Source organism: Dehalobacter sp. DCM, assembly GCF_024972775.1.
Lineage (GTDB): Bacteria > Bacillota > Desulfitobacteriia > Desulfitobacteriales > Syntrophobotulaceae > Dehalobacter.
Genome location: NZ_CP092282.1, coordinates 1,269,501 through 1,293,937 on the forward strand (window position 1 = coordinate 1,269,501; position 24,437 = coordinate 1,293,937).

The 24,437-nt window shown below is 43.3% G+C and carries 17 protein-coding genes; 9 read left to right on the forward strand and 8 right to left on the reverse strand.

Features of this window, described 5'->3' with window-relative positions:
- Positions 1–216 precede the first annotated feature (216 nt).
- Positions 217–1,158 (reverse strand): LysR family transcriptional regulator, encoded by a 942-nt coding sequence (locus LPY66_RS06115; protein ID WP_337987208.1) that lies wholly within the window; start codon positions 1,156–1,158, stop codon positions 217–219.
- Positions 1,159–1,344: 186 nt separating this feature from the next.
- Here LPY66_RS06115 and LPY66_RS06120 point away from each other — a divergent pair, with 186 nt between their 5' ends.
- From LPY66_RS06120 to LPY66_RS06145, 6 genes are all read left to right on the forward strand, one after another.
- Positions 1,345–1,518 carry a hypothetical protein gene (locus tag LPY66_RS06120; RefSeq protein ID WP_337987209.1) on the forward strand — a complete coding sequence of 58 codons (174 nt, stop codon included), beginning with the start codon at positions 1,345–1,347 and terminating at the stop codon, positions 1,516–1,518.
- On the forward strand, positions 1,484–3,502 hold the full coding sequence (locus LPY66_RS06125; RefSeq protein WP_337987210.1) for an alkaline phosphatase family protein: 2,019 nt from the start codon (positions 1,484–1,486) through the stop codon (positions 3,500–3,502). Before LPY66_RS06120 ends, LPY66_RS06125 begins: the two co-directional genes overlap by 35 nt.
- A 431-nt stretch (positions 3,503–3,933) precedes the next feature.
- A complete protein-coding gene (locus LPY66_RS06130) occupies positions 3,934–5,169 on the forward strand; it encodes an MFS transporter (protein WP_337987211.1) in 1,236 nt (411 codons plus the stop codon).
- 222 nt (positions 5,170–5,391) lie between these two features.
- Complete coding sequence (locus LPY66_RS06135; RefSeq protein ID WP_337987212.1) at positions 5,392–7,428, forward strand: FAD-dependent oxidoreductase; 2,037 nt, start codon at positions 5,392–5,394, stop codon at positions 7,426–7,428.
- A 224-nt stretch (positions 7,429–7,652) separates the two neighbouring features.
- On the forward strand, positions 7,653–8,750 hold the full coding sequence (locus LPY66_RS06140; protein ID WP_337987213.1) for a uroporphyrinogen decarboxylase family protein: 1,098 nt from the start codon (positions 7,653–7,655) through the stop codon (positions 8,748–8,750).
- A gap of 30 nt (positions 8,751–8,780) precedes the next feature.
- Positions 8,781–9,416, forward strand: coding sequence for a corrinoid protein (locus tag LPY66_RS06145; protein WP_337987214.1), 636 nt, complete (start codon positions 8,781–8,783; stop codon positions 9,414–9,416).
- A 301-nt stretch (positions 9,417–9,717) separates the two neighbouring features.
- Here the strand turns inward: LPY66_RS06145 and LPY66_RS06150 are convergent, their stop codons facing one another.
- From LPY66_RS06150 to LPY66_RS06175, 6 genes are all read right to left on the reverse strand, one after another.
- Complete coding sequence (locus LPY66_RS06150; protein ID WP_337987215.1) at positions 9,718–10,704, reverse strand: uroporphyrinogen decarboxylase family protein; 987 nt, start codon at positions 10,702–10,704, stop codon at positions 9,718–9,720.
- A 274-nt stretch (positions 10,705–10,978) separates the two neighbouring features.
- Positions 10,979–13,564: a molybdopterin-dependent oxidoreductase gene (locus tag LPY66_RS06155; RefSeq protein WP_337987216.1), complete on the reverse strand. Its 2,586-nt coding sequence runs from the start codon at positions 13,562–13,564 to the stop codon at positions 10,979–10,981.
- Between the two features lie 108 nt (positions 13,565–13,672).
- Positions 13,673–14,476, reverse strand: coding sequence for a 4Fe-4S dicluster domain-containing protein (locus LPY66_RS06160; protein WP_337987217.1), 804 nt, complete (start codon positions 14,474–14,476; stop codon positions 13,673–13,675).
- Positions 14,477–14,478: 2 nt separating this feature from the next.
- Entirely contained in the window at positions 14,479–17,067 is a 2,589-nt protein-coding gene (locus LPY66_RS06165) for a molybdopterin-dependent oxidoreductase (protein ID WP_337987218.1), read from the reverse strand.
- Positions 17,068–17,503: 436 nt separating this feature from the next.
- On the reverse strand, positions 17,504–17,644 hold the full coding sequence (locus tag LPY66_RS06170; protein ID WP_337987219.1) for a hypothetical protein: 141 nt from the start codon (positions 17,642–17,644) through the stop codon (positions 17,504–17,506).
- 16 nt (positions 17,645–17,660) lie between these two features.
- A complete protein-coding gene (locus tag LPY66_RS06175; protein WP_337987220.1) occupies positions 17,661–18,833 on the reverse strand; it encodes a hypothetical protein in 1,173 nt (390 codons plus the stop codon).
- Between the two features lie 606 nt (positions 18,834–19,439).
- Between LPY66_RS06175 and LPY66_RS06180 the strand changes: the two genes are divergently transcribed.
- Positions 19,440–21,377 carry a sigma-54 interaction domain-containing protein gene (locus tag LPY66_RS06180; protein WP_337987221.1) on the forward strand — a complete coding sequence of 646 codons (1,938 nt, stop codon included), beginning with the start codon at positions 19,440–19,442 and terminating at the stop codon, positions 21,375–21,377.
- A 104-nt stretch (positions 21,378–21,481) separates the two neighbouring features.
- On the opposite strand, the gene LPY66_RS06185 is transcribed toward LPY66_RS06180, so the two are convergent.
- Entirely contained in the window at positions 21,482–21,664 is a 183-nt protein-coding gene (locus LPY66_RS06185; protein ID WP_337987222.1) for a hypothetical protein, read from the reverse strand.
- Positions 21,665–21,871: 207 nt separating this feature from the next.
- Between LPY66_RS06185 and LPY66_RS06190 the strand changes: the two genes are divergently transcribed.
- Positions 21,872–22,510, forward strand: a complete 639-nt coding sequence (locus LPY66_RS06190; RefSeq protein WP_337987223.1) for a cobalamin B12-binding domain-containing protein — start codon at positions 21,872–21,874, stop codon at positions 22,508–22,510.
- Between the two features lie 509 nt (positions 22,511–23,019).
- Positions 23,020–24,375, forward strand: a complete 1,356-nt coding sequence (locus tag LPY66_RS06195) for an MFS transporter (protein WP_337987224.1) — start codon at positions 23,020–23,022, stop codon at positions 24,373–24,375.
- Positions 24,376–24,437 lie beyond the last annotated feature (62 nt).

The following is a 24,437-nucleotide window of genomic DNA, read 5'->3' on the forward strand; positions in this document are numbered from 1 at the left end:
AATTTGTTGCAGCTAATTTAATACCAATTAAAAATGAATATTAATCAAAAAAGCAATACTGCTTTTGGCGGTACGGCTTTTCTATGACTGATTATTCTTTTTTGTTAATTCTCAGGAATATATATAAATTGCTACCTATTTGAATGGGTTTTCTTTTGATCAAGCGCTTGAACTGGCTGTGGACTAACGAAAAGCTAGGCTTAACTTAAGCCGATTTCAGCAAAAAAGGCAAGTTTTCATATCATCTAAGACGTCCAAAAATGCTTGTGAGCATACGGATAATGAATTGTTTTTGTTAACTACCAAACAATTCAACAAACTGATATCATCACATAGCGGTAAAGTAATAATATTATCCGATACTTTTTTTTGAGTATAATTTAACCAATTATAGTGTGACATCAAACCAATCGTTGATCCTTCTTCAATAATTCCTAGATTGATTAGATCATTTTCTGATTCTATCGCTATATCTGGAGTACCATATAAGTAGGCATTATTCTCTAAAAATGTTATAACGTCTTTCATGCTATAATAAACGGCCAGTGGATATCGGAGTGTTTCTTTAAGTGTCACTGATCGATTTGAAGCAAGTGGCGATAATTTAGATGTTAAAACACAAAGATTATCAGAAAATAGTTTTTGTATTTCAATTAGATTGTTCTTAGCATTTGACTTAATTTTTTTATATTCTTTGTTGACGATGGTAATTAAACCAATGTCTGCTTTACCCTCTTTAACAGCCGTTAAAATGCCTTGGGAATCGGTTTGTTTAATATTGATCCTAACAAGCGGGTATTTTTTTTTATATTCACTAATAACTTTTGGCAATATACAAACGCCCAATAAAGGTGCAGTATAAATACATAATGCGCCTGTTAACAATTGCCCATCTAAGTTTAATGATGCATTCTCTTCGGTCTTTAGCGCTTCTAACCTTTCCAGAAAACTGCTTGTGCAATCCGCATATTTCTGACCGATTTCAGTCAATTCAACGCCTTTATTGGTACGAACAAGAAGGGTTTTCCCTAATTCTTTTTCCATCATAGAAATGGCATTGCTCATACCTTGATGAGAAATATAAAGCTGTTTTGCTGCCAGAGAAATTGACTTAGTTTTGGAAATCGCCACAAGATACCCAAGTTGTTCAATCCTCATTAAATAAAACTTCCTTTACATAAAATCTTATACTGACGCTCAAGCTTCATTCTAAGGAGTGTGGCACATAAAGGGGGTGTATGAAATCGGATAATAAATCTTATTGACACCCTTATATCGATTATTATAAGTGATATTTTTGTTATTTAACATTCGAATTTTATATCATAACAATAAAATGTAACTATGAACAGTGGCAAAACCATCTTGCAGTATGGTCTTTTGGTGCATGGTTTCTTTTCTGGACGAGAAAATGCTGATTCTATAAAATTTACAGTAGTATTCAAATACGATAGTAATTTTATAGAAATTGGAGGAGAAGCCTATGAAAGAAGAAATGGATCGCAGGCAAATCAATGATAAGATTTTAATACTTGGCGTAGACGCTTTAGATCCAAGAGCCACTGAACACTATTTACAGGAAGGAAAACTGCCGAATTTTAAAAAATTTATGGATCGTGGCGCGGCAAGTAAAGATTTGACGATGTTGGGAGGCCACCCAACCGGAACCCCTCCGATGTGGACAACACTGGCAACCGGATGCTACGCCAATGTTCATGGTATTACGTGTTTTTGCTCTCCGAGTGAGAAGGGGCTGGATTATGTCGGGTATGGTTTGGATTCAAGAAAGTGCAAAGCAGAGTTGTTATGGAATGTATTTGCCGAAAACGGTATGAAGACACTGGTATTTAATTGGCCGGGAAGTTCTTGGCCTCCAACCAGTGACAGCCCTAATCTGCATGTCGTGGATGGTACACAACCAGGCGGCGTCAATCAGGGAATTGGTATCATTAATCATGATTTTTATATTGTCGCCAATAAGGATATTGAGGAAGTAACTTATCGCAGAAAAGGTGAAGTTCAAGGAATTGCTCCTTGTGAGATGAGCGATTTGGATATGGATAAGGATGAGAACGCGATAGGTCAGCCTGACAAAAAAACGGTCATGCTGAATAATGATGAAGGAACAGATGGTTTTGTAAAACTAGGTAAGTTTGACTACTCCATGAGTCCTATTAAAAAAGCAGGTAATTGGGTTGATGCGCCTGAGGATGCCTTGGAATTCACGTTATTGATATCTGAGGGATTAGTTCGGCGTGTGGGTTTAATCATAAAAAACGAAAACGGGGTCTATGATACAATCAAAATATATCGCAACAAGAAAGAAACTGAACCGATAGCCATTTTACCCAAAGACGTCATGGTTCACGACATCATTGACGATGCTTATCGCGGGAAAAAGAAACTAAACGGAATCCGAAGCATGCGGGTTTTAGAATTGGCCGACGACGGCAGCAGTTTGAAGATATATTGTTCAGCGATCGTTGATATTGACGAGGATAGAGTTTTTTCCCCAACCCGGTTATACAAGGATATCGTTGAGAATGTAGCGTACCCTGAGGATGCTCCGATGCTCTGCGCGCAAAATGCCGATGATTTGTTTAAGTGCATGCTGCCGATGTGGGACCGTTATTGCCACTGGCAATCCGATACCTTGCATTATCTGATTGAAAAAGAGAAGTATAATGTTATTTTTTCACACAACCACAATGTTGACGCGCAGATGCACGTGATCGCAAGGAATATGAAGAATCGCGATTATAGTAAATATTCAGCTGCGGATGCTCAAAAATGTATGGAAGAAATATACTTGCAAACAGATGAGTATATTGGTTCCTTCTTGCATTATTTGGATGAAGGGTGGACTATTTTTATCGTCAGCGATCATGCACTTATATGTGCCGAATATGAACGTCCCGAGGTCGGTGACGTTATGGGAGTCAATGTGGGCTTAATGCGTCAATTAGGATTTACGGAAGTCTTAAAGGATGAAAACGGAAATGATACCCATGACATTGATTGGTCTAAAACAAAAGCCGTCGCCAGCCGGGCAAACAACATTTATATTAATGTGAAAGGGAAATATGAGCACGGTATTGTGGAGCCTGAGGATCAATATCAGGTTGAAGAAGAGATAATGACGGCGTTGTATGGCGCAAAACATCCGATCAGCGGACAGCGAATTATTGCTTGCGCTTTAAGAAACAAGGATGCGGTTATATTTGGTATGGGCGGCTCCGAATGCGGTGATATCCTATATTGGACGGCAGAAGGCTATAATGACGATCATTTTGATGCTTTGTCAACGACATATGGGATTAACCATACCTCTCTGAGTCCGATATTCATGGCCGCTGGACCGGGAATAAAACAGGGCTATATGACCGATCGTATTATCCGGCAAATTGATGTTACACCGACAGTAGCGGTTATCGGGGGAGTTCGTATGCCGAATCACTGCGAAGGCGCGCCGGTCTATCAGATATTGGAAAAACAATATTAATATAGGGTGTACCGATTTTCTGGTTATACTTTAACGATAAACGAATAACGTTAACCCCTTTCAATTTTATAAGCTCCCCTTGTGAGACAGTTCATAATGAAACAGTCTATAACAAGGGGAACTTTTTACGTCCCGCAAAGAAGTTGTATGGAGCCCTGTTAGTATCCGGCATACTTGAGTGGGCTATCCCATTCAAAGGCCGGAATTTTTGATATCTGTATTGGAAGTTACTAGACGCAGCGGGAGGCGATGCTAGTGCATATTTTGTGCCAGAATTATTCCTGTGCTTGTATTTTGTGTCTATAAAAAATTGCATGTAATTACAAATGGTGCTCAGTTTCCTTTCTAGACGACTTAGACTAAGTTAACTTACAATGATATCATGCATGCAGGAGAATTCTCCATTTAAAGAATTAGTAGGGGGTAAATTTATGGAACAAAACACTAGCCAGTATGGACTTGGCGTAAAAGCTGCGGCACTTTCCACCTGTATCCTCCTTTATGGCGCAGCTTTTGTTGCTCCGGCAATGGGAGCAATTTATAAAGCATTCCCAGACACTAATCCCGAGATTATTAAAATGATCGTTTCTTTGCCAACAATTATGAATGTCATATTTGGTATAGTTGCCGGACAATTGGCCCGTCGCTTCCGTGTCAAAAACATTTTATATGTGGCTATGTTTTGTATTTTAGTCGGCGGCGCAATGCCCGGTTTCTTTGGAAACAGCATCAAGTTCATCTTTTTCGCAAAAGCTATTTTCGGTATAGGCGTCGGTTTAAGCTTTACTCTAAATACTGCAGTAGTGGCGGACTTATTTACCGGCAAAGAAAGACAGAGTTTAATGGGCTATAAATCTGCAGTTGGGGCTACTGCAGCTATAATTTTCTCACTTCTCGGCGGATATTTGGCCAATATGAATTGGCGATACACTTTTTACGGATACTTCCTTTTCATCCCTGTATTTTTGCTTATTATCCTCAAACTCCCGAATTATGGGGTGATGGCTAAGAATGAAGAGCTTGTGAAGGAAGAGGGTCCTAAAAAATTATCTTCATTAACTCCGGCAACATTTGCATGGTCATTTGTCCACTTTATTGACACGGCGATGATGTTTTCATTCATGACTTCGGTGGCCCTGGTTATAACCCAATTAAAAATTGGTACACCGGCTCAAGCTGGCCAGATTACGGCAATCATGAATTTGTTTAATTTTCTTGGGGCATTAGTTGCAGGAAGATTCATATTCCGTTATTTGGGGAAATACTCAATCCCGCTTGGGATTTTGTTGAAGGGATTGGCATTACTTATTTTGGTTCTGTCAAACACGATGACAGGGTATTATCTTGCCACAGTACTATTTGGGTTCGGATTCGGCACGTATAATCCAGCGATGTATCTGCTTATTGCTTCGACAGCAAAGAGAAGCGCTTCTGCTTTAGCTATGTCTGTATTTATTGCTTTTCAAGGCTGCGGACAATTCTTGACGACATTGATTCTGATGGGAGTTACTTCAATGCTAGGTATAACCGGCCCAACCGCAGGCTGGAAAGTAGCCTCGACCGTGCTTCTTGTTCTAGGCATTGTGGTTGGTATTGTAATGGTTTTACAAAAGAATAAGAGCTTCGACGATTCGATTAATAGTTCGAAAGCTGTCAGTGCGAAATAAAGTTAACAAAAAAAGGTCTTCCTATTAACTATCTTATAAGGGCGTAATGATTGGTTTCTATTACGCCCCCTTTTATACTATACCTAAAAATTATATTAGCTATATTTATTTAGAAAAAGCTTGTGGGTTAGAGACTGCAAACAGTTGTCTTGTCAAACATTGAATATAAAACGATATTCATCAATAAATAGTATATCATCGCAGTATAGAAAAGGAGACAAAATGTACACATGTAAATATCCACATCTATTTTCCCAAATTAAGCTCGGGAATACCGTTTTCCGAAACCGATATTTTTCTGCCCCCATGGGCTATCCGTATGTATCTCCAAATAATCATCCCCTTGAAGAGACTATTGCCTTCTATGAGCGCAAAGCAATTGGCGGAGCAGCGACAGTAACCATTGGTTCAGCTGTAACGGACAGTAAGAGAGGATGTAGCGGAGCGGGTAACCTTCACTTGGATGACCCTGGGGCGCTTCCTCCGATCTACCGACTGACATCAGCTATTAATCGCCATGGCGCAGTCCCAGCCATTGAGCTATGTCATAATGGGGCAAACTCTTATTACAGTGCAAAATGCGGTAATCAGATCTACGGCGTTGTCGACGGGTTAAATGCGCTTGGCCAATTTGTCCCGGCAATGCCGGAGGAAATTATTGAGGAAACAATTGAGGGTTATGCCGACGCGGCAGCCTATGCCAAATTCTGCGGATTTGGCATGGTCATTATCCATGCGGGGCACGGCTGGTTCCTTAATCAGTTTTTAGATCCTAAAGTTAACAATCGTAAGGACCAGTGGGGCGGCAGCCTGGAGAACCGCTGTCGTTTACCGTTGGCTATTGCTGAAAGGATCAGGAAAAAATGCGGAAATGGTTTCCCGATTGATATCAGGATCAGTGGATCGATGTGTTACGACGGCGGATATGATATCGATGAGGGTGTTGCCATCGCCAAACAGCTTGACGGAAAGGTCGATCTGATCCACGTTTCCGCCGGGAGCCACGAAGTCCCGGAAGTATTCACCGTAACGCATCCCAGTATGTTTTTACCGGACGGCGTCAATGTCGTTTATGCAGCTGAGATTAAAAAGCATGTAAAAACGCATGTAGCAACGGTCGGTGCCCTAGGGGATCCTGAACTTATGGAAGAGATCATCGCCTCTGGTAAGGCGGATGTCGTTTTGACTGCGCGGGCTACGTTGGCTGATCCTGATTTGCCTAAAAAGGCACGGGCGGGGAAAGCCGATGAAATCAGACCGTGCATGCGTTGTTTTCAGTGCTTTGCCAGTGTCGCCGCCAAACGCCAGGAAACATGTGCAGTTAATCCGGAAATTGGCTTTGAGCAGGAATGCCGCCACGAACTGCCGTCATCTGATCAAAAAACTGTTCTCGTCGTAGGCGGCGGAGTTAGCGGAATGCAAGCGGCATTAACTGCTTCTGAGCGCGGGCACAGGGTTATCCTCTGCGAAAAAAGTGACCGATTGGGCGGCACACTTCGGTGTGAAGAGAAAGTCCCATTCAAGAAGCATCTTTCTGACTATCTTGATTATCAAGCCAGAATGATTTCGCGCAAGCCAATCGATATTCGGATGGGTACTGTGGTGACACCTGAGTTTGCCAAGGCCGTCGGTGCTGATGTTATCATCGCTGCACTCGGTGCCCGCCCGATGGTACCGAAGATACCGGGGATTGACAGCAAGAATGTGCTTGGAGCGGAAGAAGCCTATCTAAATCCGGAAAAGACGGGTGAGAAGGTTATAATTCTTGGTGGCGGTCTTGTGGGGGTTGAACTTGGCATCTTTCTAACCGGACTCGGGCGGAAAGTCACGGTTATTGAAATGATGGATGTGTTGACTTACGGCGATAATTTGATCCATGGCCTGGCTTTGAATAACGAGATTAAAACGTGCGGAATCCAAGTAGTTACAGCAACCAGAGCACTTGAAATCAACGATCAGGGTGTCATTGGCGAGTATGTCGGAAATGCTTATACGTTACCTCCGTCCAAGACAGCACAGTCTGGCGGGCTTCAATCAAACAGCTTCGGCCGAATTGTGAAGGCTGATTCAGTAGAAGGAAGCAGAAAGTTATATGAAGGTGATACTGTCATCTATGCGATTGGCCAACAACCGCTTCAAGCTGAAGCCGCAGCTTTGTCTTTATGTGCTCCGGAGTTCTATCAAATAGGCGATTGCTTGACTCCAAAAAATATTCAGCACGCTACGAGCATGGCATTCACCATTGCACGTGATATTTAAAAAAGTTGGGATCGATTATCGTTTTTTCTTGACCATATTGAACCCTATTAGCTCAAAACAGTGTACAATCTATAACAGGTGTATGCTGCTTTGGGCTAATCTTTTTTATAATTATGTATAGTTATTTTTTATAATAATGATTAAAAACTTAAATTTTACAGAGTCAAAATAATTACTTATAGTATTTTGATGAATTGATATTTTAATAAAGGAGGGTTTATAGAATGACTGCACCAGCTTTCGACCCGAGAGAGCTCGAGATCGTTCGCCGGGTTCCGGCATTGTTGGCGGGGAGGCCTGATTCCTTGATATATAATTTCCCGGTGACACCACGAGAAGCGTTTAACGGAGTCTATACGAAAGAACCAATATGGCAAATAATTGGCAATGGTGTCGAAGGGAAACTATTTACTCCCGGAGTGAACCCGGATAATGTTGCCCGGGCGTTTGTCTTTGACGGAACATTTATTCCCGGCGTCAGTAATAAAACCGGCGGCAAGGATATGTTCGGAATTGAATGGGAGTATGTTCTTCAAGTCGGTGGATCGATGGTTCGTCCAGGAAAGCCCTTGTTGGAGGATGCTAACGAATGGGTTGACAAAGTCGTTTGGCCGGACATTGAGAGTTGGGATTGGGAAGGCTGTCAAAAAGCGAATGAACAGTACTTAAACAGCGATAATTTTATTACGTGTATGTTTTTGAATGGATGGTATGAGCGCCTGATCTCTTTCATGGAATTTGAAGGAGCCATTATCGCTGTCATTGATGAGGATCAAAAGGACGCAGTTAAGGATTTTATGGAAAAGCTCAGTGACTTATATATCCGGATATTGGATAAATATATGGCATATTTCCCGAATATTGATTGTTTTTGCATGCATGATGACTGGGGTTCACAGAAGGACACCTTCTTCTCACCAGAAACGGCATCGGAAATGATTGTACCGTATATGAAGAAAGTGACGGATTTTCTCCATACCAAAGGCAAGTATTGCGAGCTACACAGCTGCGGTCAACTTTTAAAACAGGTTCCCAATATTATTGCCGCCGGCTGGGACTCCTGGAATCCGCAGGCAATGAACGATACCCACCAAATATATGAACTATATGGAGATAAACTACTTATTGGTGTGTTGCCGGAAAAATTTGATCCTTTATTGACCACGGAAGAGGATCAACGGGAGATGGCAAAAGCCTATGCCGATAAATTCTGCCGACCGGATAAACCCTCTCTATGGAATATGTATGGTTGGGAAATGCTTACGCCTGAATTCAGTGAGGAGCTCTATAAACAGTCCAGGATCAATTACAACAGAAAATAGAAAAAGATTATTTTAAGGAGGACTCTCAAAATGGCAAAAATTGATGACGTCAAAGCAATGGTAGAAGCAGGGAAAACGAAACTGGTAGCTGGTCTGGTACAGGAAGCACTGGACGAAGGCAGTGCAGCTAAAGACATTCTCCAAGGCATGGTCGATTCCATGGGTATCGTTGGTGACAAATTCTCCACCGGTGAAATCTTCGTTCCTGAAATGCTGATGGCTGCGAAAGCAATGGCTAAAGGTGTTGATGTCCTGAAACCGTTACTGGCTGGCGACAGCAGCAATTCACTGGGAACCTGCATCATCGGAACCGTTGCTGGTGACTTACACGATATCGGTAAAAACCTGGTTTCCATGATGATCGAAAGCGCCGGTTTCACCATGGTTGACCTCGGCGTAGACGTACCGGCTGGCAGATGGATCGAAGCCATCAATGAAAACCAACACGTAACCTTAGTCGCTTGTTCTGGTCTTCTGACCACCACCATGCCGGCTTTGAAAGAAGCGGTGCAGACAATCAAAGGCAGCGGACTCACCGGTTTCAAAGTCATCATCGGCGGCGCACCTGTTACCCAGGAATTTGCTAACGAAATCGGGGCTGACGGATTTGCTCCGGATGCTGGTAGTGCAGCAGTTAAAGCTGTGGAATTAGTCAAAGTATTATAATCATTGTAGTAAATGGCCGATGAAACCTACTGAAACGTAATGATGTTTCCCCTGGGCCTTCTTCCAATAATGAAAGCATTCAGGGTTTGATTATGATGAATTACGTAAGACACTGATAGTCAAGATAGTCTGATAATATGTGTTTTTACAATACGCCGCATATTTTATAAACGGAGTACACATTTTTATTCTCATGTTAGTACAGATTAAGATAAATAGTACACATAGAAAATAATTAGGACGCAGATTTGTCTTTTGATACCAGTCAGAAAGACAAAGTCGCGTCCAAATTATTATTGAATCAAAAAAGGATTTTACTCATACGGTCTATCTCTGTGTTAATTGCTTCATAGACGCCTGGAAAATGGCTCTTTGGGCCTGCGTGGGTGATGCAAGGTATATAATTGAGCTTACCATTAGTCTGACAGGCGTTTTCCACTGCTTCGGCCACTATCTCCTTTGTCCAGCCAGGGGCATCCACATCGCCGCTTTGGATCCCGCCCATAAAGGAAATTTTACCGCCGTATTGTTTAATCAATTCCGGGATATTGTTGCTGTTCATAACCCCTTGGTAAATGTCGATTCCCATCTCGATCATCGCCGGCACCAGATTGGCCGCATAGGAATCGCTGTGATGGACGATCAGCTGAACCCCGTTGGCTTTATAGAAACCGTAGATTTTCTTGTAGCACGGCACAATAAATTCATTGAACATCTCCGGCGACAGGAAAGAATTGATACTGCTGCCCCAATCATCATGCTGGAAGAGGGCATCCGGATGCAGTCTGTCGATAACGGCCCGGGCAAAATCCAAATAAAATTCCGTGATACAGGCGAGGAGCTCATGCATGGCCTCAGGTTCTTCGTAAAAGGCCATCAGCGCGTTTTCCATGCCCATCAGATTATGGGTCATATCGAAAACACCTGGATAGACCATGGCAGTCAAAAACTCTTCATTGCGGTCGATGACCTTGGCATGTGCGAGCGCAGGGGCCCACGCCTCATCAGAGGTCGGGATGACGGGCTTCTTGACGTATTTTTGCCACTTCGTAATATCCTTAACGACAGTATGCTCCGCATCATGCACTGGAAAGGCTCCAATTTGTCCTATCGGATACTGCCAGGTCACACCCCAAGGGTCTTTTCCGGTATTCCCAGGAATGTACGGTATTCCCGCCATGGTAAAAGCGGCTTCCGGGATCATATTTAAAAATTCATGCTGCTTGACGAAACGATCGGGGTTTCCACCTTTAATGGTTTCTAACAGGTTTTGTCTTTTGGTTAACATTTAGTTTTGCCTCCTTATATCTGGGCGCAATAGCCAATCAGGAACACATTGATCGGAACCTATTTGATATATAGGGGAAAGGAGCAATAGGATTTCGAAACTCTTGCTCCAAAAAAACGAAAACGTATATTTCGTAGGATAAACTTGTTTGATTAGAGATTGTGATTAGTGATTATGTCAGTTATTAATGGATATATCCCAGGCTTGGAAAAGCCCAGGATGATATCCTTCAGGGTTTGTTTGGCGGAATGTAAGGAATTAGCGTCATTTCTGATCAGTGTTTGATCCAGTTCATGATGCTGACACCGGTTCCTTTGACATACTCCCGGTTAAAGGCTTCGGGGTATTCTTTAGCCAGTGCGTCCAGATCAGCTTTCTCGATATTGACCAAATAACCGCTGGTAACCTCACCAGGGCAGTTTTTGGAGGTGATGTTTGTTGGGCAGATCAGGTTATTGGCGCCGGAACGGTCAGATTCTCCGGCAACGATCGGGTCAAGGCGTGTGCCATGATCCTGATAAACAACGCCGGGCATAATCCGTTCGGTCACATACGCGCCGCCGAGGACCCAACCGCGATCCGTAATGATCTTAACGACATCGCCGCTTTGGATTCCATGTTTAGCAGCATCGTTGGTGTTGAGCCAAACAGGTTCGTACTGGTAGCCGTCAGCTCCGGTCACTTTACAGGTCGGAATTTCCCTGAGCCACGTCACATCATCGAGTTGAGCATGAACACGCCAGCGTGGATGGTTGGATACGATCAGATACGGGAATTTCTCGCTGCGCGGATGCTGCAGGCTTTCCTGATGGCTTTCGCCGAAAGGCACATAGCGCGGGTACGGCATGCGTTCGGTGTCATCCGGGAAAAAGCTGGCCAGGGATTCGGAATAGAATTCCAGTTTACCGGTAGGCGTATTTAAGGGGTATTCTTCCGGACTCTTGCAGAAGTTTTCGAAGCCGGCGGGGACATCTTCCCAGTTTTCTTTGGTTGGCACGGCATAATAGCCATTTTCCTTAAACTGTTCGAAGGTAATTTTTTCAGCTAAACCGGATGTATCAAACGCCTTCTTGATCCAGCCTTCAACATCGAGCCCATGGGTGAATTTCTCATAGAGACCGAGGGCTTTGGCAACTTCGCCGACAGCTTCCCAGTCGCTCTTGGATTCCCCGATGGAATCGATACACTGTCCTTCGTAACAAGAGATACAGAAGTTGCCGTTGTCGTTGTCGGTGCACATATCCAGCTCTTCAAACTTCGTATTAATTGGCAGCAGGATATCCGCGAACAGACAGTCGTTTTCCATCCAGGGGTGCTGGGCAACTACGCACTCAATTTTTTCATTGCGCAGGGCTTCAATCATTGAGTTACCGCCGTTCCAACATGTGGTCCAGCAGGGCGTGTCTGTCCAGATCATATGGATCGGATTGGCGTCCAAAAGAGGATAACGGTATTCGATGAACTGGTCCTCACGGGGCCAGCCTGCGACCGGATAGGAGTGCCACAACAACGGATTATCTGAAGTGTAATCCCCAAGGATCGCTTTAGGGATCAGGGTCTTGGGAATAAAGGATGGTTCCTGTTTATTGACATAACCGCGGTAACCTTCGCGAAGATAGGGTACAAACTCCGCAGCCGGTGCCGGCATTTGGTCGGGCAGTCCCATCAGGTTCCATTCCAGGAATTTCATCTGGTTGCGTCCGGGTTTGCCGAGTCCTTGCATTGCTAAGCAGGCAATTTCCAGACGGGCTGGTTCATGGGAGTAAGTAGACCGGACAAGTGAACCGCCGTTGCAGTGGGCGATGGTGGTCGCTTCCCGATGCCACTTCCGGGCCAAGGCTTTGATGATGCGGGCAGGAACGCCGCAAATGGGTTCAGCCCAGTCCGGGGTCTTCGGGTTGCCATCTTCTTCCCCAAGAACATACTTTTTGAAGACATCGAAACCAACGGTATGGTCTGCAATGTAATCCTGATCCCAGGCACCTTCATTAAGCCAAGTGTACATAATCGCCAGGTGCAAAGCGGAGTCGGTATTGGGCAATACCGGAATCCATTTATCGGCATGAACGGCGTTGCCGTAATTCACATCCGGGCAAACGTAGATCTGCTTAACACCAAGTTCCGTCAGCCAGAAGCAGTAACGGCTGGCCTGCTGACCGCCCCAACCCCAGGGTGTCGTTTCCATATCACAGCCCCAGAAGAGGACCATGCCGCAGTTATTCGCCATATCCCAGAGCAGATTGCCGATGGAGCCCTGACCGAGGGGATCCTGTCCCCACATATGCTTTGCGCCCCAATACCAGCCTTCCCAGCTGTCTGGATTGCGAACCTGCCAGGTAAAGCCGCCGGTGAGCTCCAGCAGATGAGTCTGGCAGCCGTGCGGGCCGTGGACCAGTTTGGTCTCACCATGGCCGTCGCCTTGGGCCAGGATAGAGAGCGGGCCGTAGGTTTCATTGACCCGTTTAATTTCGGAAGCAATCAGATTAGCGGCTTCCTCCCAGGAGATACGAACAAATTTGCTTTTGCCGCGGTTCTGGGTGTTTCTTTCCCCATTCGGATCCCAGTCCTCACGCCTGAGCGGGTAGGGGATCCGGTTCGGGGAATAGGTCCTTTTTTTATAGACAATGCTGAAAGGCGGAATCAGGGTTTTTAACGAAGCATTGTATTCCTTGCCGCGGGCCTTGATAGTCCACGGACGAAGGGATTCGCGGTCGTAATGCTTGTCGATTTGGAGCGGCCGGATGCGGAGGATTTTGCCGTCCTTGACATCGACTTCGACGGTGTTGGAGTTTAAACCAAATGCACCTAACCCTAACCCTTTATAATACGTTGTAACTTTGCTTTTATCATCGTAAGCCAAGCAATTCACCTCTTTCTAATCGGGTAGCCACTATAGGTTAAATAGACGCAGTATTTATCGCTACGGATGACATCATATAAGACTTCAATACGTCCATTTCTGCCACTGTTATTTTTCTAACGGGAAATCGCCGAGGTTCAGGCTCTTCTCCAATCGGATATGATCTACGGAAACGCTTTTGTAACCGTCTGCCTCGATGGTTAGAGAGTAATTGCCTGCACTGAGCTTTTTAAACCAGAAATCACCAAAGTCGTCGGTTTTGACGCTCACTTCGCAGCCGTTTTCACCTTTGAGTGTAACGACGGCGTTTTCAATGATTTCATTGTCAGCACGGTCCCAGACATCGCCGCCGATGAAAAGTTTCGGCAGATTCAGATAATATACACGCGGTTTTTGGCCGAATTCCGGTGAGAGAACCTCCGCACTGGCGATTTCAGCGGCAAAGTCAGCTTCTTCACCGAAACGTAGCGCGCCGGTGGCACAGAAATCAGCACAGCGGGGGAGTTTGCCCTCATCAACCAGATGTGCGCAACCGGTGCACTTTTGAGCGACGTTTAATTCTTCGTTCCAATAGATGGTGTGGTAGGGGCAGGCATTGACAAGCTCTTTATTGCCTTCTGCTTTGACGGGATCGATAATGACCAAACCGTCTTCGCGTTTGTAAACGGCGCCGTTGCCTGCTTCGATACAGGCGGGTTTATCACAGTGCATACAGGAGACAGGGCGGTATTCCAATTTGACTTTTGGGACTTGGCCATGGACTGTTTCCTCAATTCGCATCCAAAAATGGCCGGTATCCGGCTGGGGTTTGGCATAAGGCATCCAATCGTTGTTCACGTGCTCATCTTTACAGGCCAGTTGGCAGCCGTAGCAGCCATTGCATTTGGCCATGTCGATAACAAATACTTTCATGATCATTCTCCTTCCTTGATCCAGTTAGTGAGGCAGACGCCGCGGGCGTCGAATTCTCTGCCGAAGGTTTCCGGGTATTCCTTGGCGAGGGCGAAGACGTCACATTTTTCGATATTGACCAGGAATCCGCTGGTGACTTCACCGACGGCATTTTTCGATGTCGTGTTTGTCGGGCAGATCAGGTTATTGGCGCCGCCGCGATCGGAAACGCCGGCTTCGATCGGGTCAAGACGGGCACCGTGATCCTGGAGGACCACACCGGGTTTGATCCGTTCAGTAACATAAACACCGCCTAAGACCCAACCGCGGTCATTGATAACTTTAACGACGTCGCCGTTTTTAACACCAATTTTTTCAGCATCAAGCGGGTTGATCCATACGGGTTCATACAAGTAACCATCGGGCCCTTTCACTTTACAGGTCGGAATTTCTCTGAGCCATTGGATATCGTCCAACTGAGCATGGCAGCGCCAGCGCGGATGGTTGGATACGATCAGATACGGATATGTTTCACTGCGGGGATGGAGTCGGCTTTCCTGGTGTGTTTCCCCATAAGGGATAAATTTAGGATAAGGAGGCCGTTCCTGGTCGTCCGGGAAATAGTGCGCCAATTCTTCAGAATAGAAGTGGACTTTGCCGGTGGATGTCTCAAGCGGATTGTTTTCAGGATCCTTATAAAATGCTTCAAAACCACATTGGTCTTTTTCCCAGTCCTTGGCGATGGGGACGACAAAGTATTTATTCTCGACAAATTGGTCATAGCTGATATAATCCTGCACGCCGGATTGTTCAAAGCCGCGGCGGATAAAATCTTCGGTATCCATACCTTCGGTAAGTTTCTCGTAAATTTCAGGGCCAAAGCGTTTGGCGACAGCGCAGGCGATTTCCCAGTCGCTCATGGATTCGCCGATCGCATCGATACATTGCTCCTCACGGTAGATCAGGTTGAAGTCACCGCCGCAGATGTCGACGCTGATATCCGTTTCTTCAAACTTGGTGTTGACCGGAAGGAGTAAGTCTGAAAATAGACAATCGTTTTCCAGCCAAGGATGCTGGGTGACGATAAACTCAATATTTGGTGAACGGTAAGCTTCGATCATGGCATTGCCACCATTCCAACAGGTGGTCCAACACGGTGCATCACTCCAGATCATGCGAACAGGTTTAGCCCCTTCAATCGGATATTGGTATTCAATAAACTGTTGCTCCGCAGGGAAGCTGGCGTTGGGATAAGACCACCATCTTAAAGGTTCGTTCGCTGTAAAGTTGCCGGTTAAAGCTTGTGGCATCAATGTTTTGGGAATAAAAGATTCTTCTAATCCCATATGCCATCCATGGTAGGCTCCGCCGACATGGGGGATAATTTCGGAACGCGGACCAGGCATCGCGCTGTTTAGGCCAAACATTTGCCATTCAATGAATTTAAGGACATTACGTCCAGGTTTACCGATACCCTGCATGGTCACGGCAAGTACTTCCAGGCGGGCAGGCTCGTGGGCATAGGTGGAGCGGATATACGAGCCGCCGTTACAGTGAGCCAGTGTCGTTTTGTCTTTAGACCATTTCCGGGCCAAAGCTTTAATGATCCGGGCAGGCACGCCGCAGATCGGCTCAGCCCATTCAGGGGTCTTGGGGATACCGTCTTCCTCGCCGAGCACATATTTGAAGAAAATATCATAGCCGTCGGCGTGGGTCTCAACATATTCCTTATCCCACAAATCTTCTTTCAACCAGGTGTACATAATGGCCAAATGGAGAGCAGCATCAGTATTCGGAAAGACCGGGATCCATTTGTCGGCATGGACAGCACAGCCATAATTGACATCCGGACAAATATAGACTTGTCTGATGCCTAATTCCGTAAACCAGTTGCAGAGACGGCTGGATTGCTGGCCACCCCAGGACCAGGGGGTTGTTTCCATATCGCAGCCCCAGAACAAGAGCATATCTGTGTTATGGGAAACATCGTACCACAGATTATATTGGTTGGCCTGACCTAAAGGCGACTGGCCCCACATATGTTTGGCACCCCAGTGCCAGCCCTCCCAGCTGTCCGGTTGACGGGCTTGATGCGTAAAGCCGCCTAAGTGTCTTAGTAGTTCGGTCATTGTGCCGTGAGGGCCATGTACGGCTTTTGTTTCGCCATGGCCGTCAGCCTGGGCCAGAATAGAATAGGGACCGTACTCTGCATGCACCCGTTTTATTTCTGAGACAATGATATCCAGGGCTTCCTCCCAGGAGATCCGGACAAATTTGCTTTTGCCGCGGTTCTGAGGATTGCGTTCCCCGTTCGGGTTCCAATCTTCCCGCTTTAAAGGATACAGTATCCGATTGTTGGAATAAGCTCTGTTCTTATAAACCAGGCTGAAAGGCGGTATTTGGGATTTCATTGAAGGCTCGAAGGTTTTGCCTCTGGCGTTTAATTTCCAGGCATTCATCTGCTCTGGCGAATACATCGTATCGTAGCGCATCGGGCGAATTCGGACGATCTTGCCATCCTTGACGTCCACTTCCGACGTGTTTGAGCCACAGGCACCACCACAAAACCCAAGGCCTTTGTAATAGGTTTTGAGGTTATCCGGTTTGTTCATTTTCTCACTCCTTTTTATAAAATCTGGATTAAGCTGTTATTGCGTGTCAAACAATAAGCAGTAGTTTGTGCACATTGTATAATTGCAAAATTCGTGCCATAGGATTACGGGCAAGGGGAAAGTTTTTGACAAAATACGTTAAACCCTGTAGCAGTGGTAATTTTTGAAGTCTCGTCGGTCAATAAGCGTTTATAATAGAATAGCATATCGTTTTTTTATGCAAAAAAAAACAAATTTGAACGTCTGAAAAAAATCCAACAATTTCTTAGAAATTGATAAAGCTAATCTATATTACCAAACCCTGTATACGCATCGTAAAAGGCAGATGCAGATACAGGGTTCAATAGAAATGTTTATATTAAATAATTTGTATTTATAATTTTAATTTAATAATTTATAGAGCTACTGATTTTCTTGGCGTTTTCCTTTAAATCTATTAGTAGCCAAGAAGAGAGAGCGTCATTTTCAGTTCATTCGCAATCGCTGTACGTTCTTCAGCGTCATCATTCCAGGAGGGGTCTGCTTTAAGCTGTTCAAAAAGTTCATCAACGGTATAATCGAATTGTTCGTTTTCCATTATTGTGTATCCTCCTTTATTTTCTGCTCAGTTCATTTGCAGTCTGATAAACGGCAATGAGATTATCGATCTTGACGTCATTGGCAGCGATAAGCGGTTTGTTTAAAGTAAACATGAATCCACCGCCAGGCGCAAAAGTATCAAAGCACTTTTTAACATAGTCGACACATTGCTGTTTCGTACCATATTGCATCAGGTCTGTACGGATGCCGGTTGCCACAGTCTGCCAGTCACCGATGATTTTATAGGCCTCAAATGGGTCATCCTCATCCAGCATGATGACCATAGATCCTTTAGGAAACTGTCTATATCTGTCCAACAGCTTAAGAAACTGGCCTTCACCCTTAAGATAGAATTTTAGACCGTTTTCAATCAATTCACCATATCCGTCTAGGAAATAAGAAAAAATCAACTCGTCAAACTGTTTGGGTGAGATGAAGCATGCACTATGATAGAAGGTCCTGCCGAAAAGAAAAGGTTTATCTTTATAATTATCAGGATTAATGAGAGGCTTTGTTTGCGCCCAGATCGCATCGCAAGCTTCCTTAACTTTGTCTGGCCTGCGTCTGATATCGGTGAGGGCGTTTTTAATTCCGCGCATATGGTCAAATAGCGTATCGAATGGAGCGTAATACATAGGTGAGCCCGGCCCAGTAAGCGAAACGATTTGTTTTTGGTTGAAAACGGTTTCGCGAATAAGATTATTCATATCGCGTAAAGGTTTATACTTTTGAGCGGCGTCTTTCAGAGCAGCGTAAGCTTCATCCCGCGGAAGGGAAAAAGCAGAGGCGGTACGTCGGATAAATACGTTTTTTTGAAATCCTTTAGGGTCTTTAATATAGTTGTCATATTCTTCTGCTTCCATGTATTGGGTGTAAACTTGCTGATGCTGAATACACGTATCGTCAATAGCGATTTCATAGCTTTTGATGCCCAGAGAATGGAAAGACTCAATCGGAAAGGGGACACCAGGCGCGCCCCATACCCAATCCAATTCGATATTGTCTAGAAACTTGACATAACATTCAGCCGCACGCTTAGGGTCATGCATTACTTCGCGATAAGTGACCCCGGCGTAGGCAAATGGCCAGGTGATGAATTCGATACCTACAGGCACCTTTTTAGGTTCTATGAAATTAGTCGTATCTAATATGTTTTGAATTCGTTCTGCTTTTAATGCTTGTTCCAAAATAATACGCTCCTTTTAATTTTGATATCGGTTCTTTAAATTCTGTCTTGAAAAAAGTTCACTCCTCTTTTTAACAGTGTGAAAGTATGTCAAACAACAAGTGACCAGACGTTACAACAAAATATATGCATCTTTTATGCCAACGTTCATTTAATTTAAAATACTGGTCAACTTTTGCAATGTCTGAGGGTTATTTATAGGTGAAAATTAAGATATACGCGTATTATGCTTATAAACAAATTGATTAAATTTCTTGCGGTAAAGAAGTTATTTTTGAAAAATAATTCAGTTTTCAACGTTCATATATGAAAAAAATGATTACATACAAAGTGCTATTCTGAGTACATAATTTATTAAATGCAATAATAGACGCTTTGCTGTGGAAAAATTAAGATATGCAACGCAAATTATATATTTTTATCTTGAAATGCATTATATTATATATAATCGTCCATATTTGATACGCGGGGGAGTGAGCTTATGAACACACAAGACAAAGAGAATATGATTTTTTGTCCTATGTCCAAAGAACGTTGGTCTAATCTTGTCGAATATAAAAAGGAAATTCGGGATAAAGGAATTGATACTGAGACGGAACAGATCTATTTGGATAAGCGCATTGCTGCTTCCTGGCTTCGTTGCTATAGAAAAGGTATGTTTCCTGATACTACATTGTTGATAGAAGATAGGCACGAACGAGAAAATGTGTTGCTTGCGATTGCCCGCAACGAAGGGATTATTGAAGCCGCAAAATCTGTCTTTGATGAGATCTATCACTATCAGGAGCAAAATGGGACTTTTGATCTGGAACTTGTTGATAGAGATAATATCCGGATTTTGGAAAGATGGGTTTATATAGAAGCTGTCTATGCGAATCCGATTCCTGGCGAAAATATCCTGGGGACGAATTGCCATTCGTTGATGCGAGAATACCATTGCCCAATTCAGCTCTGTGGGCCTGAAAACTATCAAGACAGCAGGGGTAAGCATCTTGTTTGGGGGGCCCCAATATTTGATGAGGCCGGTAATTATTACGCAGCCGTATTTCTAACGAAAAGATTGGAAAGTCACGAATGGATTGATATGGCAGAAGATGCTCAATTAAATAAATTACATTTCGTTTGTACAATTGCTTTGGCCATAGAACACGCCTGGAAAGCAATAAAAATAAAGAATAACTTAGAAAAGAAGATGGTATACCGACTCACCTTACAGGATTTCATTTTAAATCAATTTGATGATGGCATGCTTACAATGGATCGGGATGGCTATATTATTGATATAAACCAGCAGGCGATGGAAATCCTGGGGATTGCCGACACAGAAAAAAATAAATTTGGGAAACTTCTGTTTACAAATTATTATCATGATCCCAAAACCTTTCTGATGATCATGCAGAGGGGAAAACCGGCTCATTTTGACGGTTCAATTATAAAACATCAGACCAAAAAAAAATATTCATTTCGCTTTACACCGTTTCCCATGAAAGACTCAACTGAGCGTGTATATGCATCTCTTTGTATTACAGCAAAAGAAAAAAGCCTTCTTAAGGCTGAAAATGCAATTGGGATGATAACTAAATTTAGTTTCGATAATATTATCGGGCAAAGTCCAGCCATTAAAGAAACTATTAAAGTTGCCAAGACCCTTGCCCGCTCGAATGAAAATATACTTTTAACAGGGGAAAGCGGTACGGGAAAAGAACTTTTTGCCCAAGCAATTCATAGTGCTTATAATACAAACGGACCTTTCATTGCCTTAAATTGTGCAGCCTTTCCGCGCAGTTTGATCGAAAGTGAATTATTTGGGTATGAACAGGGAACTTTTACAGGAGCAGAAAAAAATGGGCGCCCAGGCAAAATTGAACTGGCAGATGGTGGAACGCTTTTTTTGGATGAGATCGGTGACATGCCTGTTGATATCCAGGCAATCCTACTTCGTGTACTTCAGGATAAACAAGTCGTGCGCCTAGGCAGTGTTAAATATAAAACTGTTGATTTCCGAGTAATTGCTGCAACAAATCAAAATTTGAAACAACTGATTACAGAGAGGAAATTTCGCCAAGATCTCTATTTTCGTCTCTCAGTCCTGTCCTTAAATATCCCGCCATTACGGGAAAGGGTAGGTGATGTTGAACTTTTAAGCCGATATTTTTTGGAAAAATACTGCAAGAAAAACAACTTGCCAGTCCCAGAAGTAATGCCCGAAGTCCAGCGGATGTTCCACGATAACCAGTGGCCCGGAAATGTCCGCGAACTGGAAAATGCAATCGCTTATTGTGTGAGTATGGCTTATGGAAAGAATATCACTACGAAACATGTATCGGAGGATGTTCAAAAAGGTACGAGCAAATTTCGGGGAGTGTTGGATAGATTGAATAAGTTAATCGACAATGATATCGAAATGAACTTATTACCTTCTTTGGATGAAATCGAAACAATATATGTAAAAAAAGCTATGGAAGCAACAAACAATAATGTCACTCAGGCCGCAGCAATGTTAGGAATCAGCAAAACGACCGTATACCGTCGCATAAAAAAATAATCTAGGGTTGCAGTGAGGTTTACTCCCCTTGTCATCGTGAGGAAAGTATAAACACTCTATGACAAGGAGAAGTTTTTTTATCACACAGGCTAATCCATGATAATTCAAACAGTAAGCTTATCGCCTATTATTGCAACAAAAATCATAAATAGACGGCCATAAAAGTAAATCTGTTTGCCTGTCGTATCGATAAGAAGTATATTCGCCTGTTTTTTACCCATAGACAGCAATTCTGTAGATACATTGCGAGTTGGTACATAATTTGCATTTACATAGTTGCGTGTCAAACATAAGTGTACAGTCTTGGTGAAATCACAAAAGCTGGTCGCTTTTCAAAAAGTCCAATAATTGGGACGAGTAGAAAAGTGCGACGGGTGAAAAGAAAATTGTTGGATTACTGACCTCTGTATATTTGTCTTATCATCATGGCTTAACAAATGTTAACTTATCAAAAAGAATGATGATAAATCGCTATTTATGAAAGGGTGTTAAAAATGCTTCAATTAACGGAAATAACGAAAGCAGTTGGACAATTAGATGAGGAAAAACTAAACCAGTTACTGGAGAGTTTTGTCTCAGGCGGTCCGACAGAGGAAGAGGCTCAGGTTGTTGTTAACGCTTGCCAACAAGGGATGGCAATAGTCGGGGAACTTTTTGAAAGCGGAGAATATTTTGTTGGGGATTTGATCTTTGCAGGTGAACTTTTAACCCAATCAATGGAAATGCTGAAACCGGTTATTGGAAGAGGAAAGTCTGTTAAAGTTGGGAAAATTGTCTTGGGGACAGTCGAAGGAGATTTGCACGATATAGGCAAAAATATTTTTAGAAGCATGGCAGAAGCAGCGGGATTCGAAGTTTATGACCTCGGAATCGACCAAAAACCGAGCGCATATGTTGATAAAATCAAAGAGGTTCGGCCGGATGTCATTGGGATGAGCGGGGTATTAACGCTGGCTTTGGAATCTATGAGAAAGACGGTCGATGAAATCTGTAAAGCAGGTATGCGAGATAAAGTAAAAATCATTATCGGAGGGAATCCTGTAACTGCAGAAGCCTGCATGCAGATTGGCGCGGATGCATTCACGACGAATGCAGCGGATGGCGTGAAGATCTGTCAGGCGTGGGTTAAGTAAATGCTTATTAATTAACAAAATAAAAAGGTTTGAATTTAACTAACCATTGCAGGACTTTAATTTTAGGTAAAAATATTATGCGTACGTTAAACATGAATTCATGTTTTTTCGAGAAACAGCGGGGGGCTAAGCCCCTCTGCTTTAATAAATATTTTTGTTCTATTCTACTAATCTTCATCTTATCTAAAAGCATATTCGTCAATAATTACGCAATTGTTGCTTTACGTTAATTATAAAAGTTGTGATGCTTCGCTACGTATAAAAAAAATTACTCCATAATACGTCCTGATTGCTATAAATTAATTGAAGTTATGATTTCGCCGATAATCTTGGTACTAAGATGGAGAGTGTACGGCCGGCATTTCTCCTCTTGTATAACTTGTTTCTCAAATCTCAGAGTAGAACACTATCCCTATTAAAGTCTTATTAAACTTTAGAAAGAAGGTGAATTAGGAGTTTTATTCGTATGGATGTAATACTATTATATTGAAGTGGAGGGACTTGTTTTTATGGCAGGTAATGCTAGTGGCGGAGCAACCTATTTTGATGGACATAAAATCAATAATACCCAAAGACGGTTTTTGTGGGTAACAGCATTTGTTTATGTTTTTGACCAAATGGACAACGCAACTTTTCAGAATGCAGCTCCGACATTAATGAAGAGATATGGTATTACAGCGCAACAAATCGGCGATATTAACTTTTATAATTTCTTCGGGGCTTTTATTGGCGCCGTTTTTGGCGGATGGCTTGCGGATAAAATTGGACGTAAAAAAGCTATTCTTACAACCGTAAGTGTTTTTTCTCTTGGGTCACTCGGCAATGCAATTTTTACAGTTTATCCTTTAATTGCAGCTTCTCGTTTAATTACCGGTATGGGTTGTATCGCAACGGTCGTTATCGCGATGGTGTATATCTCGGAAATGATGCCGTCTGAAAAAAGAGGCCGGTATCAGGCGATCACCATTGCATCAGGGACAATCAGCCTACCCTTAATCGGCATGTTTGCTGCTTATATTATTCCTAAAGGTCCGGATAACTGGCGTATTGTTTTTCTCCTTGGAGCTCTTGGAATTATTCTTGTATTCATAGGCGCATCATGGTTGCGTGAATCTCCTCGCTGGCTGGTAACCAAAGGCAGAACTGCCGAAGCGGAGAAAATCGTTGAAGAGGTTACGGGAGGAAAATGTGATTTAAGCCAAGAAGCCGCAAGGATAACCCGAAAGGCCAGTGCCATAGAAGCTTTGAGAGTTATGTTTGGCAAAGGGTATATAAAACGGACGATCGTATTGTTTATTTTGACAATCGGCGTAACCGGCGGTTCTATGCTTTTCTTCAACTTCTATTCCACAGCATTGGTGATGGGCGGTATGGCAATGCCGACAGTTCTGATGGTTATTTCCTTGTCCTTGTGGGGCATTCCAACCGGGGATTTCCTTTCCTCTTTCTATACTGATCTTGGGGGACGGAAATTGCCGTTGTTCATCTGTATGGTTGGTCTGGCTGTGACCTATGTCTTAGCTGGGATGACATTAGTACCGGTAATTCTTATAATTGTGATGTTTTTCCAAAAAATCGTCGGCTCAGGCTGCAATACCATGCTTTGGACTTATCTGGCTGAGTCTTATCCTACTAATGTCAGAACCAATGCAGTCGGTTATATTTTCGGCACGGTACGTTTACTGATTTCCTTCTGCCAATTGGCAGTACCAGGATTATATGCAGCATACCATTGGATGGGAATCAATATGATCAATGCGGCTATTATTGTAATCCCGGCTGTTGTACTCCTTGTTTGGGGTGATAAGACAAGTAAGATTTCCCTTGAGGAAGTCAATAAACAAGCCTATTTACAAGCTAAATAGATGCTGAGAAGTTAATTAATATAATGGTATTAGAGCTTGTTCGGAAGTTTCTAAGTGAATAT

What these genes read in the sequence shown, in the direction of transcription:
- LPY66_RS06115 (WP_337987208.1), bottom strand. Translation starts at nt 1,158, where the DNA reads ATGAGGATTGAACAACTTGGGTATCTTGTGGCGATTTCCAAAACTAAG.
- LPY66_RS06120 (WP_337987209.1), top strand. Translation starts at nt 1,345, where the DNA reads ATGAACAGTGGCAAAACCATCTTGCAGTATGGTCTTTTGGTGCATGGT.
- LPY66_RS06125 (WP_337987210.1), top strand. Translation starts at nt 1,484, where the DNA reads ATGAAAGAAGAAATGGATCGCAGGCAAATCAATGATAAGATTTTAATA.
- LPY66_RS06130 (WP_337987211.1), top strand. Translation starts at nt 3,934, where the DNA reads ATGGAACAAAACACTAGCCAGTATGGACTTGGCGTAAAAGCTGCGGCA.
- LPY66_RS06135 (WP_337987212.1), top strand. Translation starts at nt 5,392, where the DNA reads ATGTACACATGTAAATATCCACATCTATTTTCCCAAATTAAGCTCGGG.
- LPY66_RS06140 (WP_337987213.1), top strand. Translation starts at nt 7,653, where the DNA reads ATGACTGCACCAGCTTTCGACCCGAGAGAGCTCGAGATCGTTCGCCGG.
- LPY66_RS06145 (WP_337987214.1), top strand. Translation starts at nt 8,781, where the DNA reads ATGGCAAAAATTGATGACGTCAAAGCAATGGTAGAAGCAGGGAAAACG.
- LPY66_RS06150 (WP_337987215.1), bottom strand. Translation starts at nt 10,704, where the DNA reads ATGTTAACCAAAAGACAAAACCTGTTAGAAACCATTAAAGGTGGAAAC.
- LPY66_RS06160 (WP_337987217.1), bottom strand. Translation starts at nt 14,476, where the DNA reads ATGAAAGTATTTGTTATCGACATGGCCAAATGCAATGGCTGCTACGGC.
- LPY66_RS06165 (WP_337987218.1), bottom strand. Translation starts at nt 17,067, where the DNA reads ATGAACAAACCGGATAACCTCAAAACCTATTACAAAGGCCTTGGGTTT.
- LPY66_RS06170 (WP_337987219.1), bottom strand. Translation starts at nt 17,644, where the DNA reads ATGGAAAACGAACAATTCGATTATACCGTTGATGAACTTTTTGAACAG.
- LPY66_RS06190 (WP_337987223.1), top strand. Translation starts at nt 21,872, where the DNA reads ATGCTTCAATTAACGGAAATAACGAAAGCAGTTGGACAATTAGATGAG.
- LPY66_RS06195 (WP_337987224.1), top strand. Translation starts at nt 23,020, where the DNA reads ATGGCAGGTAATGCTAGTGGCGGAGCAACCTATTTTGATGGACATAAA.